At 68.3% G+C, this 16,833-nt stretch carries 13 protein-coding genes; 1 reads left to right on the forward strand and 12 read right to left on the reverse strand.

Annotated features, from left to right (window positions below):
• The 9 genes from ku to dusB form a co-directional block, all read right to left on the reverse strand.
• Positions 1–843, reverse strand: coding sequence for a non-homologous end joining protein Ku (ku, locus tag HLH28_RS06955; protein WP_182956592.1), 843 nt, complete (start codon positions 841–843; stop codon positions 1–3).
• 542 nt (positions 844–1,385) lie between these two features.
• On the reverse strand, positions 1,386–2,222 hold the full coding sequence (locus tag HLH28_RS06960) for an inositol monophosphatase family protein (protein WP_182956596.1): 837 nt from the start codon (positions 2,220–2,222) through the stop codon (positions 1,386–1,388).
• Positions 2,223–2,307: 85 nt separating this feature from the next.
• Entirely contained in the window at positions 2,308–3,594 is a 1,287-nt protein-coding gene (gene hflX, locus HLH28_RS06965; protein WP_182956600.1) for a GTPase HflX, read from the reverse strand.
• 7 nt (positions 3,595–3,601) lie between these two features.
• Positions 3,602–3,898: an RNA chaperone Hfq gene (gene hfq, locus HLH28_RS06970; protein WP_182956603.1), complete on the reverse strand. Its 297-nt coding sequence runs from the start codon at positions 3,896–3,898 to the stop codon at positions 3,602–3,604.
• A 116-nt stretch (positions 3,899–4,014) separates the two neighbouring features.
• Positions 4,015–5,406 carry a nitrogen assimilation response regulator NtrX gene (ntrX, locus tag HLH28_RS06975; protein WP_182956606.1) on the reverse strand — a complete coding sequence of 464 codons (1,392 nt, stop codon included), beginning with the start codon at positions 5,404–5,406 and terminating at the stop codon, positions 4,015–4,017.
• Positions 5,396–7,651: a sensor histidine kinase NtrY-like gene (locus tag HLH28_RS06980; RefSeq protein WP_182956609.1), complete on the reverse strand. Its 2,256-nt coding sequence runs from the start codon at positions 7,649–7,651 to the stop codon at positions 5,396–5,398. The genes ntrX and HLH28_RS06980 overlap by 11 nt, the downstream gene beginning before the upstream one ends.
• A 23-nt stretch (positions 7,652–7,674) precedes the next feature.
• Positions 7,675–9,123, reverse strand: coding sequence for a nitrogen regulation protein NR(I) (gene ntrC, locus HLH28_RS06985; RefSeq protein WP_182956613.1), 1,449 nt, complete (start codon positions 9,121–9,123; stop codon positions 7,675–7,677).
• A 113-nt stretch (positions 9,124–9,236) separates the two neighbouring features.
• Entirely contained in the window at positions 9,237–10,364 is a 1,128-nt protein-coding gene (locus HLH28_RS06990) for a two-component system sensor histidine kinase NtrB (protein WP_408869827.1), read from the reverse strand.
• Between the two features lie 5 nt (positions 10,365–10,369).
• Positions 10,370–11,428, reverse strand: coding sequence for a tRNA dihydrouridine synthase DusB (gene dusB / locus HLH28_RS06995; RefSeq protein WP_182956616.1), 1,059 nt, complete (start codon positions 11,426–11,428; stop codon positions 10,370–10,372).
• A 222-nt stretch (positions 11,429–11,650) separates the two neighbouring features.
• Between dusB and ispF the strand changes: the two genes are divergently transcribed.
• Entirely contained in the window at positions 11,651–12,805 is a 1,155-nt protein-coding gene (gene ispF / locus HLH28_RS07000; RefSeq protein WP_182956619.1) for a 2-C-methyl-D-erythritol 2,4-cyclodiphosphate synthase, read from the forward strand.
• A gap of 195 nt (positions 12,806–13,000) precedes the next feature.
• Here ispF and HLH28_RS07005 read toward each other — a convergent pair whose 3' ends face one another.
• From HLH28_RS07005 to HLH28_RS07015, 3 genes are all read right to left on the reverse strand, one after another.
• A complete protein-coding gene (locus HLH28_RS07005) occupies positions 13,001–13,186 on the reverse strand; it encodes a hypothetical protein (protein ID WP_182956622.1) in 186 nt (61 codons plus the stop codon).
• 182 nt (positions 13,187–13,368) lie between these two features.
• Positions 13,369–14,118 carry an ATP12 family chaperone protein gene (locus HLH28_RS07010; protein WP_182956627.1) on the reverse strand — a complete coding sequence of 250 codons (750 nt, stop codon included), beginning with the start codon at positions 14,116–14,118 and terminating at the stop codon, positions 13,369–13,371.
• Complete coding sequence (locus tag HLH28_RS07015; protein ID WP_182956630.1) at positions 14,115–16,580, reverse strand: AsmA family protein; 2,466 nt, start codon at positions 16,578–16,580, stop codon at positions 14,115–14,117. The genes HLH28_RS07010 and HLH28_RS07015 overlap by 4 nt, the downstream gene beginning before the upstream one ends.
• Positions 16,581–16,833 lie beyond the last annotated feature (253 nt).

Raw genomic sequence — 16,833 nt, forward strand, 5'->3', positions numbered from 1 at the left:
TCAGCCGGCCTTTCGGCGCGCCCCCGACCGTCCGCCGGATGGCCGGCCCGGCGGCGTTTTCTGTCCCGCGCTCGCCCGCAGGGCCTCCATCAAATCGACGACCGTGCCGCGTGCCGGCCGGGACGGAGCCTCGATCCTGCGCCCTTCGCTCTTTGCCCGGACCAGTTCGGCCAGCGCGCCTTCGTAGCGATCATCGAACGCCGCCGGATCGAAATGTCCCGTCCGCGTCCCGATGATGTGCCGGGCGAGATCGATCATCTCGTCCTTCAGCCCGCCCCCCGGAATGTCCTGGAACGCCTCGTCCACCGAGCGGACCTCATAATCGAAATGAAGGGTGGACGCGATCAGCCCCGTCCCATGGGGCCGGACCAGCAGCGTCCGGAGGCGGCGGAAGAGCACGGTCCGCGCCAGCGCCGCCACCTTCATGTCCCGCATCGCGTCGCGGATCAGCGGATAGACGCTTTCCTCGTCCGAGGTTTCGGCGCCGCGTCCGGCCGCGAGGTAATACGAACGGTCGAGATAGATGTCGTCGATCTCGCGGCAGGCAATGAACGCCGACACCGTGAGCATTCTGTCGCTTTCGGGCACGGCGGCGGCGATTTCGTCGGGTTCCAGTATCACATAGTCGCCGACGCCGATTTCGTATCCCTTGACCTGATCGTCCCGCTCCACCGGCTGGCCGGTCTCCTCGTCCACGAAATGCCGTTGCACACGATGGCCGGTGGCACGATTGAGGATATGCAGGGCAATGCGTTCGGACGTCAAGACAGCCGTGTAGAGGGCCACCGGGCAGACCAGTTCACCAACCCGTAGCAGGCCCTTCCAGTTGGCGCGCGGCGTCATGACCCAAACGTACCCCCTACCCCGGACAGTGCCCCGATTTGTCCTTCCGTGCGTCGGGACAGGTTTTCCGGTCGACCGGCTTCCTGGGCGATGGCTGCGCAGGCTTGTTCGGGGTCGAACCAGGGCCCGGCTCGGCCTGCTGTCGCGAAGAGGGCAACGTGCGTTCCAACGTATCGGGGCCCGTGGTATGGCCGGCATCGGGGGGCACGGTCACGCTGCCCGATGGTTCCGTACCCGAGCTCTGGGCATTCGCCGGGACAGATAGCGCCGCAAGCGCCAGGCAAAGAGCGACACTCGGCATCGTCGTCATCAGACGCATCATTCAGTCTCCCACTCAGGGCCCTGTCCTGAGACCCGCCAAAGGCCACAGGCCTTTGGAAACCAATTCGTTATCCATCACCCGGGGGCCGTAGCCTCGGACTCTGGTGGGTTCGGACAAGGCCCGACCTTGGGAATCCTGACGCCTGCCAGGGGGATTGGTTGCTCAGGCACGGGGAAAATCATTGGCCAGACCGGCCGGGACAACGGTGCGGGAGGGAGGCTCAGCCCCGATCCATCAGCAGGTCGTACAGATCCTGCCAGCTGTCCCGATCCGGGGCGTAGAGCAGGCCGCCCTCGCGGTCCGTCGCGCGATAGGGCGATCCGTCGAAATGCGCGCAATAGCCCCCGGCCTCGCGATGGATCAGCCACCCCGCCAGATGGTCCCAGGGCAGGGTGCGGTTGAACAGCAGGAAATGGCACTTGGCGTCCGCGATCATCAGATATTCATGCGCCGCGCAGCGGAAATCCCACGATCCCATGACCCGGGGCAGATTGTGCGTCACGGTGTCACGAATCTCGGGATTCAGGTACCGCCAGGACGCATTGCCGGACATCGCCTTGGCCGCCACGGGCGGGGCCACCGACAATGCGCGTTCCGCTCCATCGGCACCGGCCAGCCACGCCCCCTCGCCCCGCACGGCCAGGGCCGCCACGTTACAGACCGGATCGAGAATCGCCGCACCCGCGACCTCGCCCCGGACCACCACCGACACCATCACCCCGAACAGCGGCACGCCGGCCGCGTAATTCGCGGTGCCGTCGATCGGATCGATCACATAGGCCAGGTCCGCCGCGCCCAATGCATCCAGCAGGTCGGGCCGGGCGCATGCGGCCTCCTCCCCGATCACCACCGCGCCGGGCGACAGGTGACGCAGGGCGGCGGCGATCTCGCGCTCTGCGGCCTCGTCGGCGTCGGTCACGACGTCCAGCGGGCTGCTCTTGCACCGAATGCTTGCGGAGTCGAGTTGCCGGAAGCGCGGCATGATCTGCCGGGACGCCGCGCCACGCATGATCTCCAGCACCGTACGCATGCCATCGACCGAAACAGGGACCGTCATCGTCATTCTCCGCCTCCCGTCACTCCGGGATCCGCCGTCCCGGGGATCGGCGCGCGATCAGGCGGCCCGACCTGCCAGGGCCGCCCTACCTGCCGCGCTCCGCATTCTGAAGATCAAAGCGCGCCCGATCGGCCGGCAGCAGGCGGGCGGTTACCATGATTTCGGTCTCGCTGTCCTGGCGTTCGGTGATCTCGCCATGGGCGTAGAGCCATGCCAGCAGCGCACCATCGCCTACCGGAAGCGTATAATGCACGGTTTCCATGGCCTCGGTCAGGCGCGTGTCGATTGCCGACAGCAATTCGGGCAGGCCCTCGCCGGTGATGGCGGAAATGACCACGCTGCCTTCGCGCGCATGAACGGCCTCGCGGCCACCGATCAGATCGGCCTTGTTCTGGACCTCGACCACTCGCGCACGCCATTCCTCCTCCAGCGTGCCGCTGCGGGCCATGCCTTCCAGCACGTCCTCGACATCGGCGCGCTGCGCCGCGCTGTCGGGGTGGGAGATATCGCGGACATGCAGGATGATGTCGGCCTCGGCCACTTCCTCCAGCGTCGCACGGAAGGCGGCAACCAGTTCGGTCGGCAGGTCGCTGATGAATCCCACGGTATCGGACAGGATGATCCGGCGCCCGGACGGCAGGCGGATGCCGCGCATCGTCGGATCCAGCGTGGCGAACAGTTGATCCTGGGCAAAGACGGCGGCCCCGGTCAGGGCATTGAACAGGGTCGATTTTCCCGCGTTGGTGTATCCCACCAGGGCCACGACCGGAAACGGCACCCGGCGCCGTGCCGCGCGATGCAGCCCGCGGGTGCGCCGCACCTGCTCCAGCTCGCGCTTCAGGCGGACGATGCGATCGCCGATCATGCGGCGATCGGCCTCGATCTGCGTTTCGCCGGGGCCGCCGAGGAATCCGAAACCGCCGCGCTGGCGTTCCAGATGCGTCCAGGTTCGCACCAGGCGGCTGCGCTGGTATTCCAGATGCGCCAGTTCGACCTGAAGCGATCCTTCCTTCGTCGCCGCGCGCTCGCCGAAAATATCCAGGATCAGGGCCGTCCGGTCGATGACCTTGCAGCCCAGCGCCCGCTCCAGGTTCCGCTGCTGCACCGGCGTCAGGCGCGAATCGATGATGACGACGGCGACTCGATCCTCCTGAACCGCTACGCGCAGCGATTCAAGCTGCCCGCTGCCCAGAAGGGTGGCCGGGCGCCGTGCGCGCAGCAGCAGGACCGCCTTGCGAACGATGACCAGGCCGATCGACGCGGCAAGGCCCACCGCCTCTTCCAACCGGGCTTCGGCGGCTCGGACCTCGTCCTGGCGGTCAGGCCGTTCCCACGGCAGGATGACCGCCGCCCGCGTGGCGGACTGCTCCATGCGGCTCTCAGAGGATATCGTTGTCACCCGCCATGTCTTTTTCCGCCAGGTCCACGACCGAATCGTCACCGCGCGACGGTTCGAACAGGACCACCGGGGTGGCGGGCATCACGGTGCTGATCGCGTGCTTGTAGACAAGCTGCGTATGGCCGTCGCGACGCAGCAGCACGGAGAAATTATCGAACCAGGTGATGATGCCCTGGAGCTTCACGCCGTTGACGAGAAAAACGGTAACCGGCGTCTTCGACCGTCGGACATGGTTGAGGAACACGTCCTGAACATTCTGTGTCGGTTCTTTTGCCACGGTAGGGCCTTACTTTTTTCTATGGGCGGGTCCGGGCGCCGCGATAGCCATCCCGTTCCAAGCCGTGCGTATTTGATCGGCACTGTCTAGCAGGCCCTTACGCCCGGGGCAAAACCTCATCCGCCGCCCCGATCCTCCGACGTCACGCCCAGCTGCTTGAGCTTGCGGTGCAGGGCGCTGCGCTCCATCCCGACAAATCCGGCCGTCCGGCTGATATTTCCCCCGAAACGCAGCAATTGGGCCTGAAGATACTGGGTTTCGAACAGATCCCGCGCCTCGCGCAGCGGCAGTCCCATGACGTCGGCGGCCGGATCAAATTTCAGCAAGGCCGGCGCGCCCTGACCCACCGACGGCGGCAGCATCTCCGCCCGGATCGGGTCGGATCCGTTGCCCGGCATCATGATCAGAAGCCGTTCCATCAGATTGCGCAGTTCACGCGCGTTGCCCGGCCAGTCGTAGCTCTGCAGTGCCGCAATGGCGTCGCCCGACAGTTCCCGCAGCGGCAGGCCGGCATTTTCCGCCGCGCGATGCAGGAACAGGCGCGCCAGGCCTGGAATGTCCTCGCGCCGTTCCCGCAGGCTGGGCACGCGCAGCGGCACCACCGCCAGACGGTAGTACAGATCCTCGCGGAAGCGGCCGGCCGCGATGGCTTCCTGCAGATCCCGATTCGTCGCGGCCAGCACGCGGACGTCGACCTTCACCCGCGTCGATCCGCCCACGCGTTCGAAGCTCTGGTCCTGCAAGGCCCGCACGATCTTGCCCTGGGTCTCGATCGGCATGTCCGAGACCTCGTCCAGCAGCAGGGTGCCGCCGTGGGCGCGTTCCAGAACGCCGGTCCGCCGGCCCGCGCCGTCGGCCGCGCCCTCGATCCCGAACAATTCCTCCTCGAACCGTCCCGGGGCCAGGGTGGCGCAGTTCAGGGCGATGAACGGCCCCTCCGCCCGGCGGGACCGGGCGTGGATCATGCGGCCTGCGACCTCCTTGCCCGACCCGGCGGCGCCGGAGATCAGCACGCGCGACCCGCTGGGCGCCACGCGCTCGATCTGGCTGCGGACCCCCGCGATCACCGAACTGTCGCCGAACAGGACCGCCTCGGGTCCCGCGCGCAGGCGCAGCTCGGCGTTTTCCCGTGCGAGGCGCGAAGCCTCCAGCGCGCGCCGCACCACAAGCAACAGCCGGTCGGACTGGAACGGTTTTTCGATGAAGTCATACGCGCCGTGCTGCAGCGCCGCGACCGCGGTCTCGATCGTGCCGTGACCCGAAATCATGATCGTGGGGACGGCCGGTTCCTCCCCCTGGATGGCCTGGAGGATGCCCAACCCGTCCAGCCGCGATCCCTGGAGCCAGACGTCGAGTATGACCAGGGAGGGTCTGCGGGCCCGAAACGCGCTGATCGCCGAATCCGAATCCCCCGCCAGACGGGTCTCGTAGCCTTCGTCCCGAAGAATACCCTCGATAAGCAGCCGGATATCCGGCTCATCATCGACGATCAGGATTTCATGCCCCATGGTCGTCCTTTATAGGCAGTATCAAGATCGAAACCGCTCCCCTACCGTCCGACCGGTCGTCCAGACGGATGCTACCCCCATGATCTTCCAGAATTTTCTTGACGATCGCGAGACCCAGGCCGGTTCCTTTCGGTTTATGGGTCACATACGGCTCGGTCAGTCGCTGCCGGTCTTCCTCGGGCAGCCCGACGCCGTCGTCGGACACCGAGAGGTGCGCAGCCGTCCCGTCGACGTGCAAGACAATCCGGACCGTCCCCGTCGGGCCGACCGGGACCTTCGCAGCATCCCCGTCTTTTGGAACCATTGCAATGGCGTCAGCCGCATTCTGCAACAAATTGGTCAGGGCCTGACCGATCAGGCGCCTGTCGCACGACACCACCGGCCCATGGTCCGGCAGCTCGGTCTCGTAACGGATTTCGGGGTGGGCGGCACGCTGCAGGATCAGGGCCTCGCGCACGATTCGCGACAGATCCTCGGGGCGGATGATCGGCTGCGGCATGCGGGCAAACGCTGAAAATTCATCGACCATCCGCCCGATGTCGCCGACATGGCGGACGATGGTGTCCGCGCACTGGGCGAAGGTTTCGGGATCGGACGTGATTTCGCGCAGGAAGCGCCGCTTCAGACGCTCGGCGGCGAGCTGGATGGGGGTCAGGGGATTCTTGATCTCGTGCGCGATGCGACGCGCGACATCGGCCCAGGCCGCCTTGCGCTGCGCCGCCTGCAAGGCCGTGATGTCGTCGAACGTCACGACGTAGCCGTCGGGCGAGACGCCCCGCGCCTCCGCCCCGATCCGCACCAGCAAGGTGCAGGCCCGCGCGCCGGCGCCCACCTGGACCTCGCCGGTCCAGACGCGGTCGGGGGTCCGCGCGGTCTCGTCCAGCATGGGGCCGAATTCCGGGACCACATCGACCAGATGCCGCCCGACCGCCGCCGCCAGATCCTTCTGCAACAGAACGCCCGCCGCCCGATTCGGCAGTTCGATCACCTGCTGGGCGTCCAGGCCGATCACGCCGGCCGAAACCCCGGACAGGACGGCCTCGGTGAAGCGGCGGCGCTCGTTGATCTGGCTGTAGGCCACCATCAGTTCGGACCGCTGGCTCGAAAGCTGGTCGGTCATGTGATTGAAGGCCCGCGACAGGCTCGATACCTCGTCGTCGCGCTCGCCCTCGGGCACGCGGACCTTCAGGTCGCCGTCGCTGATCCGTTCGGACGCCAGGATCAGCAGGCCGAGCGGCCGGACGATCTGGTTGGCCAGCACCAGCCCCACCAGCACCGCCGCCGACAGCACCAGCACGGCCACCAGCGCGAAGATCAGAACGAAGGTGAACTGGATCTTCGACCGGTTGCGGTTCAGCCGCTGGTAATCGGCAACCACGCGCTCGGTCTTGTGCATATGGTCCAGGATCACCGGATCCACCGGCCGGGTGATCACCAGCATCAGCGACGGCGTGTCGCCCAGCGAGATCACCGCGCGCACCGTCTTTTCGTCCGGTGAATCGAGAATCGCGATCTCGTTGGTGCGCGCCATCATCGTCGCCGACGGCGGCGGCAAGGCCTGCATGTCGCCCGTGCGGCTCATCAACCCGCCTGATGCCACGATGGTATGCGTCAGCGGATCGTAGATCACCGCCTCGTCCAGGCCGCGCAGGGTCGCCTGGGAATCCAGGATCTGGTCCAGCGCCTCGGGATCGTGCATCAGGTCGGACCCGGTCGCCGAAAGGCTGTTCTGCGCCCCGGCCAGATAGTTGGCGAGCGAGAACGCCTCGGTCCGGATATTGGCGTTATGTTCCTGAAGATAGCCGTGCGAGGCCTGCAATGCCTCGCTCAATGCGGTATTCACCCGGTCGCTGAACCAGATCTGGATGCCGTAGTGGAAGAAGACGGCGGCGAACGTCCCCACCACGATGGTCGGGGCGACGGCCACGATGCCGAACAGCGTCACCAGGCGGACATGCAGCCGCGCCCCGGCCAGGCCGCTGCGCCGGTCGGCCAGCACCCGGCCGACGCGTTCGGCCAGCGCCAGCGCCAGCAGCAGCAGGACTAGGAAATTCAGCAGGAAGATCAGCGCCTGCACGCGCGGATAATGCGTCAGCGACATGCCGCCGGACAGCACGACGAAGGTCGCGACCCCGAAGCACAGCGCCAGCGCCACCAGGATGATCGCCACGTCGCGGCGCGCCAGCACCCCCAGCAGCAGCCGCATCGGTCCGGTCGCCCGGCTGCGGGCGCGCCAGCGCGGCATGAGATTCCTCGCCCTCATGGACGCTAGCTGACCCCCCGCACCACCGGAATGTCCAGATCCCGGATCTTCTTGCGCAGCGTGTTGCGATTAAGGCCCAGCATCGCCGCGGCCTTGATCTGGTTGCCCCTGGTCGCCGCCAGCGTCATCTGGATCAACGGCCGCTCGACCTCCGCGATCACGCGGTCATAGATGTCGTGCAGCGGCATGCCGTCCTGGCCCGAGGCCAGGAAATGCCGGATATGCCGGGCAACCGCGTCGGCCAGCGGTTCCTGCGCCAGCGCTTCGGGCTGATCGCCGGGCTGTTCGTGCAGGGTCTCGGCCAGTTCGGTATCGACCAGTTCCGCCGTGATCGTTTCCTGCGGATACAGCGCCGCCAGCCGACGCATCAGGTTTTCCAGTTCCCGCACGTTTCCCGGCCAGCGACTGGCCTGGAGGCGTTCCATCGCCCCGTCGGACAGCAGCTTGGCGGGCAGCCCGTCCTCGCGGCTGCAATCGAGGAAATGGCGCGCCAGCAGGGGAATGTCCTCGGCCCGTTCGCGCAGGGGCGGCAGGCGGATCGGTACGACATTCAGACGATAGAACAGGTCCTCGCGGAACGTGCCGGCCCGAATCGCCTGGCGCAGGTCGCGATGCGTCGCGGCGATGATGCGGACGTTCGCGCGAATCGGCTGGCGGCCGCCGACCGTCGTGAATTCGCCTTCCTGCAGGACGCGCAGCAGGCGCGTCTGGGCCTCGGGCGGCATGTCCCCGATCTCGTCCAGGAACAGGCTGCCGCCGGCTGCCTGCTCGAACCGGCCGGGGTTGCGGCTGGTGGCGCCGGTGAAGGCGCCGCGTTCGTGGCCGAACAGCTCGCTCTCGATCAGTTCGCGCGGGATCGCGGCCATGTTGACGGCCACGAACGGGCCGCCGCGCCGCCGTCCGTAATCATGCAGGGCGCGGGCCACCAGTTCCTTGCCGGTCCCGCTCTCGCCATTGATCATGACCGTCAGGTCGGACGTCGTCAGCCGGGCGATGATCCGGTAGATGTCCTGCATCGCCATGGACCGCCCGATCAGCGGCATCCGTTCGTCCGTGTCCGGCGGCGGGGCCTTGGGCAGCGCGCTGGCCGGCGACGCCAGGGCGCGTTCGACCACCGACAGCAATTCCTTCAGGTCGAAGGGCTTGGGCAGATATTCGAATGCCCCCCGTTGCGTCGCCTTGACGGCGGTCATCAGCGTGGATTGCGCGCTCATGACCACGACGCGCAGGTCCGGCCGCGCCCGCTTGATGCGGGGGATCAGGTCCAGGCCGTTCTCGTCGGGCATGACGACGTCGGTGATGACCAGGTCGCCCTCGCCTTCCTCCACCCATTGCCACAGGGTCGCCGCGTTGGCGGTGGTACGCACCTGATACCCCGCGCGTCCCAGAGCCTGGCTCAGGACGGTGCGGATGGAACGGTCGTCATCGGCGACGAGAACGGTCGGCAACGGCATGCGGGGTCAATCTCTTACGTCGAAACGGCCTGAACGGACGGAAAGCTCCGACCATGCGCCATCTGTGATGGTCCCGCCCGGGAACGGGGGACAGGAAGGGCCCGGATAGGTTGTCAGGTCGTGTCTTTTCCCTCGGCCACGACCGGCAGGTGCAGCAGTACCTCGGTCCGGCCCGGCTGGCTGTCGATTTCGATCACGCCGCCATGATCCCCGATGATCTTGCCCGCCAAGGCCAGCCCCAGGCCGCTGCCGCCGGCCTTGGTCGTCAGGAACGGTTCGAACAGATGGGGGCGGATGCTGTCGGGGATGCCCGGCCCGGTATCGCGCACCGACACCACCAACGGCAATTCCACCCGCTGTTCCATGCCCGGCACCGCCAGGCGGACCCCGTGACGATAGCTGGTTCCCAGGGTGATCGTCCCCTCGCCCTCCGACGCGATGGCCTCGGCCGCGTTCTTGACCAGGTTCAGAAGCACCTGGACCAGCTGGTCCCGGTTGCCCCAGACCGGCGGCAGCGAGGGATCGTATTCCTCGACGATGCGGATATTGGCGGCGAATCCCTGCTGCGCCAGCAGGCGAACCCGTTCCAGCACCCGATGGATGTTCACCGGCCGACGCTCGATCGGCTTGTCGCTGAACATTTCCATCCGCTCGACCAGATCGCGGATCCGGTCGGCCTCGTCGCGGATCAGGACCGCCAGTTCCCGGTCGGTCTCCCCCACCGAACTTTCCAGAAGCTGCGCCGCCCCCCGGATGCCGGACAGCGGATTCTTCACCTCATGCGCCAGGATCGCCGCCATGCCGGATACGCTGCGCGCGGCCGAGCGGAATGTCAGCTGGCGGTCCAGCGTCCGCGCGGCCGAGGAATCGTGGAACGTCAGCAGCACCGAATCCGGCTCTTCGGTCACCAGCGTTCCCTGCACGGTGATGCCCGCACGGCGCAGCCGGGGCCCTTCCAGCGTCAGTTCGTGCTCCGCGATGGTCACCCCGTCGCGCCGGACCTGTTCGACCAGCAGGAAGACCGGATGATCGCCAGCCAGGATGTCGGTCAGGCGCATCTGCACCAGATGCGGGCTGGACACGCCGAAGAACGGTTCGGCCGCGCTGTTGACATAGCGGATGCGATGGCCGGCCCCCACCAGGACGACCGGCATCGGCAGGGCGTCCAGCAACGCCGCGCCGTCGGGCATGCCCACCCGCGCCGCCAGCGCGGGCGCGTCGTCATCGCGATGCAGGATCATGGTACTCACGCGGCCTCGGCGGCCTCCCGGCCGCCCGCCGCGGGGCCACGCCGCTCCCTTGCCGAACCGGCGGCGATATGCCGGTCATAGAACGCATCGATCATCCCGATCGCCGCCTCGACCGTATCCACCCGGTTGATGGCGGCGCGGAATCCGGCGGAATCGGGCAGCCCGGCGGAGTACCAGGCGACATGCTTGCGGGCCAGGCGCAGGCCCGGATGGACGCCGAAATGCGTCAGCATCAGGTCGTAATGTTCCAGGACGATCGCCTTTTCCGTCACCAGGTCGGGGTCGGGCACGATCTCGCCGGTGGTCAGCGCCCGCCCGACCTGCGCCAGGAACCATGGCCGGCCGTAGCAGCCGCGACCGATCATCACCCCGTCGGCGCCCGACAGTGCAAGCGCCTGGCGCGCGTCGTCCACCGTCAGGATATCGCCGTTGACGATGACCGGCAGCGACACCGCCTCCTTTACCCGCCGGACGAACGACCAGTCCGCAGTGCCGTTGTAGAATTGCTGGCGCGTGCGACCATGGACGGTGATCATGCGGATGCCCGTCCCCTCGGCGATGCGGGCCAGGACGGGGGCGTTCAGGCTGGCATGGTCCCAGCCCATGCGCATCTTCAGTGTGACGGGCACGTCCACCGCGCGCACCACGGCCTCCAGCAGGCGACCGGCCAGCGCCTCGTCGCGCATCAGGGCGGATCCGGCCTGCTGGCCCACGGCGACCTTCTTCACCGGGCAACCGAAATTGATGTCGATCATGTCGGCGCCGCGATCGACGGCGATCCGCGCCGCCCGGGCCATCGCCTCGGGCTCGCATCCCGCGAGCTGCACCGCGTTCGGGCCGTCGTCGGCGACCTCGGCCATGCGCAGGGTCGCCTGGTTTTCCCGGACCATCGCCCATGACGCGATCATTTCCGACACCACCAGGCCGGCACCCAGCCGTCGGGCCAGCCGGCGGAACGGCAGGTCCGTCACCCCGGACATCGGGGCAAGGATGACCGGGGTGCGCAGCACCACCCCCCCACCCAGATCGACAGGACGCAACAACTCTGGCGACATGGTCGGCATTACTTCCGTTTCGGTCGTCGGTTTCGAGCCCGGCGCACCGGGGATGAGCGAAAATCCAGCATGGATGCTCAGGATTTAAGCAGAATATATGGTCTTTCGCCGTCACGCAATCGCGATGGCTGCCCGGCGCGCCGGGGGGGGAATGAAGAATTCGGGAAACGGACACCGTTCTGGCGCTTGACGCCGGGATGTCCGCGCCGCATTGCTCCGGCCATGCGTGTTGCAGCCATCCTTCTTGCCGCGGGCGTGGGCCGCCGTTACAGCGCCACGACGGCATCCCCAGTCGCCAAGCAGTATCTGACGCTCGGCGGCCGGCCCATCATTCGCCATGCGGCGGACGCCCTTGTCCCGCATGTCGACATGCTTCAGCCGGTCGGCGACGTCGCGTCGCTGGCCGAGGCCCTGGCCGGGCTGGACGTCCTGCCCACCGTCCCCGGCGGCGCGACCCGGCAGGACAGCGTGCGCGCGGGGCTGGAGGCGCTGGATCGCCTGCCGGCCGCCGAACGTCCCGATCTCGTCCTGATCCATGACGGCGCCCGTCCCTATGTCCCGGCCGAGGTGACCCGGGGCGTGATCGCGGCCCTGGGGCGGCATCCCGGCGCCATTCCTGCCGTCCCGGTCGCCGACACCATCAAGCGGGGGCGCGATGGCGTGATCGCCGGCACCGTGCCGCGCGACGATCTGTACCGCGCCCAGACGCCCCAGGGGTTCCGTTTCGCCCTTCTGCGCGACCTTCACCGGGGCGCCGTCACGACGGATGCGACCGACGATGCCGCGCTGCTGGAGGCCGCCGGGCACGACGTGGCGCTGGTCGCCGGGGCGGAAGACAATATCAAGCTGACTTACGAGGAGGATCTCGTGCGCCTGGAACGCCTGATCGGCCCGACATTGCTGCCGCGCACAGGGGTCGGCTACGATGTCCACGCCTTTGCCGAAAACCGTCCGCTGATCCTGTGCGGGATCACCGTGCCGTACGATCGCGGCCTGGCCGGTCATTCCGACGCGGACGTGGGCATCCATGCCCTGTGCGACGCGATCTACGGCGCGCTGGCCGAAGGCGACATCGGCCGCCATTTCCCGCCCAGCCAGAACGAATGGAAGGACGCCGACAGCGCGCGCTTCCTGGTCCATGCCGGCGAACGCATCCGGGCGCGCGGGGGCATGCTGGTCAATGCCGACGTCACCCTGATCTGCGAACGGCCCAAGATCGGCCCGCATTCCGAAGCGATGCGCCAGCGCCTGGCCGACCTGCTGCAGGTCGGGATCGACCGGATCTCGGTCAAGGCGACGACGTCCGAGCGCCTGGGCTTCACGGGACGCGAGGAAGGCATCGCCTGCACCGCCAGCGCCACCGTTCTGGTCCCGTGATCCCCGGCCCTGACTTTGGGCCGGGCAATCAGAAATTGTCCTAAAATCGGACATGGCCGCAGGAATGGGAATGCCGCGCACCGGCGTGCCCGATATGTGTTTGCGGGCATAGGGGCGAAGCGGCCTTCGCGGCCATGAGCACCGAAGCCCGGGAAAGGCGCGTCGGATCTCGGTCCAGCCGCCTTGAAGGTGGCCTCAGCCGATTGCCATGATCACCACGACGACCGGCACCACCGCCAGCAGGACCCAGGCCCCCATAGCGCAGGTCGCAACCACATGGGCCACCCGCTGACGCAGCCTGCGTCCCGACGAACGCGCCATTCCACCGGCTTCGGCGAAGCCGGACGTTTCGGATATCGGACGCCAGTCGATCGAGGCCATGATGTGCTCCTGCCTTATCCGGTATGTCTCCTTGGCGTTCCTCTACACCGAACCCCTGTAACGAAGTGTTCGGCTCCGTATCGGAACGCAAAACCGAACCTGCCGGCCATTTGTGGCGGATCGATGACTGCGCAGAACGTCATGCGCCAATCCCACCCGTAACGTCCTGCGAGCCCGCGAGTTCAGGGTCCCGGCGCCGACAGCAGCCGCAGGAACAGGGCGGCTTCCTCCACATCGCGTCCCAAAGCCTCCAGGCGTTCGGCCTGCTGGGCGTCCTGGCCCCACAATTCCATCTGCGTGCGCTCGTCCAGCGTGGCGCAGGCGGTGGCCTGTTCGCCGGCCAATGCACCCTCGGCCAGAGCTAGGCCAAGCACGAGGCTGCCCAGCGCCGGCACCGCGACCCCCAGTGCCGCCAGGACACCGTCGGAAACCGACTCCAGTACCGCGCGCAGGCCGGCCATGGCTTCCGCCGGCTGGGCGATCGGCATCACGCCCTCGGTCACGGCCAGCGCGATTCCATGCCGCGCCCGCAGCCAATCCAGCCACGGATCCCATTCCGCCCGCTGGCGCGCCACCAGAAGGGACGGCGCACGCACGCGATAGCAAAGCAGGTCTCCTTCCGCATAACCAGCAAGGGTCTTCACGGTTCCCGACCGATCCGGGGCAATCCGCTCCAGCATCGTGCCGGCAATTCGCGTCAGGGGCAGGTCGGCGGGGGTGAACAGCCCCCCCTTCCCGCCGCCGGCCGCCTGCCATTCGTCAGCCAGCGCGCGGGCCAGCGCATGGCTACCCACGCGCAGCACCGTCCCGCCGGGCAGGCGGACCGGCCGGCCGTCCAGCCGGATGCCGAATCCGTCTTCCAGCACCACGGCCTCGGCGTCGGTCCAGAACCGGCGGCGACCGGCCGTGCCGTTGTCCGCTGTCGCACTCATCGCAGAATCCCCAGGCCGCGCAGGAAGTCGAGGGCCTTGGGCGCGTGCATTTTCGGGGCCGGACCGGGCGCCGGGCCCGGCTGGCCTTCCCGAGCGGCCTGCAAGGTGGCCGGACAGGGATCGGCAACGCCCGCGGACGGGCCGAGGGTCAGGCTGTATCGCCCGCCCGGCCCGGCAGGATCCAGCCGCGTGCGCGGGGCCTGCAACGTCCCGCCCACCGCGACCGGCATCGCGGCCCCCGTCGAACCGATCAGCAACTGCGGCAGCAGATGTAGATCCAGGTCCTGCCCGGCCAGCCCGACCGTTCCATGTCCCGTCACCGACAGGCGATAGGTCTGCAGCCCGATCGTATCCAGCGTCGCGCGGCCACCGCCCAGCGCCATGTGAATCCCCAGGCACCGCAGGCCGGCCGATGCCCCTTCCCCGGCCCCCGCCGCCGGCCCGACCAGCCGCCCGAGTGCCGCGCCGTCGATGGTGCCATTGACCAGCGATACGCCCAGATGCCCGGTCAGGGACGCCCGCAACGCACCCCGCGTGCGTCCCTGTGCATCCAGCGTGCCGACCAGTTGCACGGGCCCGTGCAGGGCTTGGGGAATGCCGACGCGCAGGGCCGCCCATTCGGCCGGCAGCACCAGCGATCCCACCGTGCCGGACAGGCGGGGTACATCCCCCGACGCATCGATGCTCAGCCGGCCGTCCAGGTGCCGATCGGCGCCGTCGGCCCGCATCGGATCGATGACCAGTCGCCCGCCGCGCAGGACCACATGGGCCAGCGCATCATGGTAATCGTCCCCCCCCAGCCGGAATTGCGCCGCCGAAAGATCGAAATCGGCATCCAGCAGGTGCAGGCGGTCGAACGGCAGGATCGTTTCGTCCGGTCCCGCCGCCGCCGGCATGGTATCGGGTCCGGGGGCAGGCGCCGCCGTCCCGGTGGGCGTTGAAGACGGCGTTGGGGGGGACGATGCAGGTTGCCCGCCCCGCAGGGCATCAAGGTCGAGCCGATCCGCATGCAGGCGTCCGGTCAGCAGGGGCACGCCCCCTGTTCCGCCATGACGCGCGAACTGTGCCTCGCCGGACAATACCAGCTGGGCGGCATCCAGCCGCAGGCCGGAAAGCAGGACAATCTCGCCGCCTTGCAGGGCCACGTGGGTATCGGCCGTCAGGCGGTCCAAGACCTGGCCGCCCGGCAACGCCAGACGGGCCGCCGTGGCGTGGACATCAAGGGCGGACTGCCCGCCGCCCAGGCTGCCGCCCAGATGCGCGGTGCCGCCATCCGAATCGAGCACGAGGTCGACCGGCACGCCCGACGCCATACGGCTGCGCCACGCACCCAGTGTCTCGGACAACGTGCCCAGCGTGCCGTGCAGTTGAAACGCGTGCTCGCCGAAGGTGCCATCCGCCTGCACCGCGACGTGGTCGGCCGGGGTCGGGGCGTCGACTGCCAGGTGGACCAGCCGCAATCCCGCCGCGAGCCGTCCGGCATCGGCGGGTCCCGTCCGCAGGTGCAGCATGCGCAGGCCCGGAATCGACGGGCCGTCGCCCGAGGCCATGTCGACGATTTGTGCCGACAGATCGATGTCGCGGACATCCGGCAGGGCGGCATGGGGAAACAGCCGGTCCAGGTCGGCCAGTCGTCCCGCCGTGCCCCGCACCGCCACGTCATATCCGCGCAGCCGCGCCGGATCGGCCAGGGTCCCGTCCAGGGTAACCGACCCCGTCGCCCTGCCGTCGGCCAGGGCCGCCGCCGCCAGATGAACGGGCCATGCATCCGCGCCCTGCATCGACGCCAGGGCACCGACATGCCCCGTCAGGGTAAAGGACGCGCCGCCATCGCCCGCGCGATGGCCCAGCACGTCGAGGGACGGTGCGCTGCCGGTCAGCCCGTCGAGCACGACATGGTCCAGCGCGGCCTTGCCCGTCGCATGGCCCTGCCGGTCGTCCCACGCCAGCACCGCGTCCTGGACCCGCGCACTGCCGATCCGCACCCGCCAGCGCGTGGAGGACGACGACCCGGCCGGCCCCGACGGCCTGGTATCCGGTCCCGGGGTCATCTGCCAGTTGGCGCGTCCGTCCGCCGTGCGCTCGACCAGCAGGTCCGGACGGGTCAGGTGCACATCCTCCAGCCGGATTTCGTGATGCAGCAGCGGCAGCAGGGCCACGCGCGCGTCGAGCCCGGCCGCGGTCAGCATTTCGGCCCGCGCCCCGCCCGCCATGTCGGACAGGCCGAAATCGCGGATCGAGACCGAAGGATAGGGCATGATCCGCACATCGATCGCGCCCAGGCGCAGGGCACGCCCGGTCTGGTGCCGTACCGCCACGATCGCCTGCTGCCGCAAGGCCTCGGGATCGATCAGCAGCCGCGCCGCCAGGGCCGCGCCGCCGGCCACGACGACCAGCGCCGCCCCCGACAGCAGCAGCCATTTCCGTCCCCGCCCGCTTCGTGTCGTGCCGGTGCGTGTCATGCCGTGCCCTCCGTTCGCCGCGCCCAAAAATCATGCCCGTCTTCCGCGGGCCGCCCGGCGTGATCTTTCAAGCATCGCAGCGAAGCGGCCTTGATGGCCGCCCGCCCCGAAGCGCGGAAAAAGCGTGTCGGATCGCCAACAGGGCGCATTTTAAAACTGCCTCTCAGGGCCTCGCCCTGAAACCGCCAAAGGCCGGTAGCCTCTGGAAAACCAGTCCGTTGATCCATGATCGGGGTCCAGGGCCCCAGGCGCC

Origin of the sequence: Gluconacetobacter tumulisoli (assembly GCF_014174155.1) — a bacterium.
GTDB lineage: Bacteria > Pseudomonadota > Alphaproteobacteria > Acetobacterales > Acetobacteraceae > Gluconacetobacter > Gluconacetobacter tumulisoli.